The following is a 3193-nucleotide window of genomic DNA, read 5'->3' as shown; positions in this document are numbered from 1 at the left end:
CCTTGCGCGACGTGATGCAGGCCTGGGCGCGAGTTTCGGGGTATTTGAAATCACCTTGAAGTGGCAGCGACCGGCGGGCAGCAGGGTTTGTGACGCGCAATGAAGCCAGTGTTGCGTCGAGAGCTGTTCCGTCTCCGTGGTGGGCATTTCCACCGCATCCCAAACGGTGGTGCCGTAGTGTCTGCAAATTCGAACGAACCGAATCAGTTGATAGTGTGGGTATTGAGAGAGGTCTGAAGTTTGTCGTTTCCAAAGCAAAGCTGGTCGCTCTCGGCCGATAGAGGGATATTCTTGCGATGAATCCGTTGTCGTTTCTGCTGGTTTGCTTTGGGGGTAGATGAACCGCCGTCAGCAGGTAGACATCCAATCATTGCGGGAGGGAAGTTCAGGTTCTCCGAGAACATTGGGGCAACCGTCCTCGTTTCACCGATGACCAGCGCCGAAGGCTGGATGTCAAAGGCAAGTGGGTGGGCCTGATGGGGTGAGGTAGTATTCTGAGTCGCATCTGCACCAACCCCATAATTCAAGTGCGCGTATCGCCGCGAGAAATCAAGGTCGTGAGAGGATAGGCCAAGAACCCTAGAGAAACCTCGACCCAGATTCCAGAATCGCCCTCTGGCGTTCAGAAAATAAAAGTGATTCTTGAAGGACTTGCCATTTATCGAAGACGCGGGTGCCATCTTCCTGGGTAAGCTAGGCGAAGGAGACATGCGAGGCCGAGGCCGAGTAACGCGGTGGATCCGGGTTCAGGGATCGTAGCGGAATCCGAAATTTGTGGCTGGTAGCCATCGGGAATCGCAATCAATCCGGTCAATCCGCCCGCATAGGGAATGTTTTGTGGAACGAATGGCAGGACAAATTCGGTGGAAATTGTCTCATAGCCCATTCCATAAAAGCCCATTGGTGCTGCACTACCAGTGGCCGTGGCTCGCGTAAAGCCCCGTTCATCCAAGATGACACCTTGGCTTTTCGCTTGGTGTGTGAATGTAAGCCAAAGGAAAGCCACGCCAATAAATACGGGGTAGCTGGGTTTTATTGTCTTTGGATCCATCACTTAATCAGCCTCCCCTAGAAATGCGGTTTCGACAAGCGCGATCGTGATTGGATTTCGGAGCCCTCGAACATTTGAGCTGCGCGGCTAGCATGTATGGGGCATCCGCGATCGCACATGAAATCTTTATCTTCGATTTCCCAACCAAGTGACGAAAACCTTCCGCACGCGCGCACAAGGTTGAGTTAGGGTTCACCAAACAAAAATGAGCTGGCTTTGCAGCCTGAAAAACCACTTTGTCCGAGGTGGAGGGGCGGGCAGCCAAGGGGGTGTCAACACCGGCTCGAACAAAACATGCGGGACTTGGACACGCCACATCCCTTCATCAAAACGGCTAACCCAGGCGGCAGCACCGAGCTGCAGGCTCCACCAGTTGCCAACGCTCGGATCCTCTGTGGACTGAAGCGTGAACCAGGTTTCATGAAGATTACCAAGCACCTCGCCGTCATCCGCAATAAAAGGGATCTCGACTTCGCCGTCGGGCCTTCTTACCGGACTTAGAAGTTTCAGCGGCACGTTTATTCCAACCCTTGTGCCCCTGCTGAGCATGCTCCCTCCATCTGTAGAAACGATTACAGAATATCTTCCAGCGTCCTGCCTATGCACCTCGTCGACGGTGAACACTTCATTCGTTCTTAGTGGGAGCGTTACAAGGTCTCGCATCCATTGATATCGAATCTGCGATCGGGATTCCGCCTGAACACTGAGTTCCAATCGAGCCCCGCGGTCTAAAGCGAGCGGACCAGTCATTGGCTGAGAGGTGATCAATACGCCGGGGCGATCGTTAGTGCGGATGATGGTTAGTGGAGTTCTTATGCCAGCGACAAAAATCCGATCTGCTACGCTCGCGATCTGATCTGTTCCAGCGATGAATTCCGGTGTCAATGCGCAGTTCAATGAGGATTCAAAAGTCAGGCCACCATTCGAATCCGCAGCATATCGGAGCAAATTGCCCTCCGACGTCAGGACATGCAAATGTCCATCTTTGGCGTTCAGCACATTGATTCCTCCGGCGACCTGTCCGGACCAAACCTGTATCGGCTTCGCTGGGTCGCTCAGGGACCATGCGATGACCTTAGTCCCAGACCCTAGCCAGAGCAGATTCCCTTCCGAAGCGAGCGAGACAGAAGGTCCGTATAGAGATCCTACAATCATGGAAGGATCTAGGGGGATTTCTGCGATCTTCTGCGGGCTTGACGGATCAGATATATCCAACACCTCCAACGCGAGCGGGCCCGAGCTGGCTAGCATCGGTACCAGGCGCACACCCCAGGTTCTTGTGAAGTGAGGAGGCATGTAGGAAAAACCAGCGAAACGCTTGCAAATCACGGGCGAGCGGGGAGTTCCTACGTCAACGAGCACCAGCGAAAAATCGGATAGATAACAATAGAGAATCTTTCCAACCAAGGTCATCTGGGTTACTTCGCGGACTTCGGTGGTACGCGACAGTAAGCGGGGACTCGAGGGATCCTGCATATCCACCACGTCGAGGAACTCTCCACCGAAAAACCCGAGACTACCGTCCAGTTCAAGGCACGTGGGCGCAGCGAGATTTGTATACGAGCCGATCCGACCAGGGTGAGTCGGATTCGATATGTCGAGCAACCAAACTTGATTCGACGTGCCCAGCCAGACTGCCGAGGGCCCAACCTCTACAAACGGCTTATACGAGCTCCCTGCACCTTGATAGCGAGCAACCGTTTCTAATCCGGTGAAGGCGGAAAGCACCGTGATGCCGGACATTAGGCACCCCATGACAAAGGCTGGCAGAAGACACGGCAGCTTTGCCCAGAAGTGCATCGGAAAAGAGTCCCCAGAACCGGCAAACTGCCGATGGGCCCGAATGAACCTCCAGGGGAACAACATAAGGAGGAAGATGCTACATCAGCTACGCAGATGCAAGAAACGGAGCGTGCTAGGCGGCCTTGCCAGCTAGTGGCCAGCGGATCCCACAGCTGGTATCCTGCGGTCCCCTAGTGTCTGAAATATCGATCGAACCCAATCTGTTGATACTATGCGTCTTGCGAGATTTGTGGAAATCGTCGCTTCCAAAGAAATGCTGATCGTTTCCGATCGATAAATAGATGGTCCTCCTTTCCATCCGCTGTTGTTTCTGCTGAGTCGCTTTGCCGGTTGGATGAA

General features: G+C 53.7%; 2 protein-coding genes. Both read right to left on the bottom strand.

All coding sequences use genetic code 11. The features are described 5' to 3' along the window. Nucleotides 1-658: 658 nt before the first annotated feature. A complete protein-coding gene (locus JNN07_09000) occupies nt 659-1051 on the bottom strand; it encodes a PEP-CTERM sorting domain-containing protein (GenBank protein ID MBL9167863.1) in 393 nt (130 codons plus the stop codon). Nucleotides 1052-1243: 192 nt separating this feature from the next. Next, nucleotides 1244-2050: an immunoglobulin domain-containing protein gene (locus JNN07_08995; protein ID MBL9167862.1), complete on the bottom strand. Its 807-nt coding sequence runs from the start codon at nt 2048-2050 to the stop codon at nt 1244-1246. Nucleotides 2051-3193 lie beyond the last annotated feature (1143 nt).

The organism is Verrucomicrobiales bacterium (assembly GCA_016793885.1).
GTDB lineage: Bacteria > Verrucomicrobiota > Verrucomicrobiia > Limisphaerales > UBA11320 > UBA11320.
This window is presented reverse-complemented; position numbering and strand designations above follow the sequence as displayed.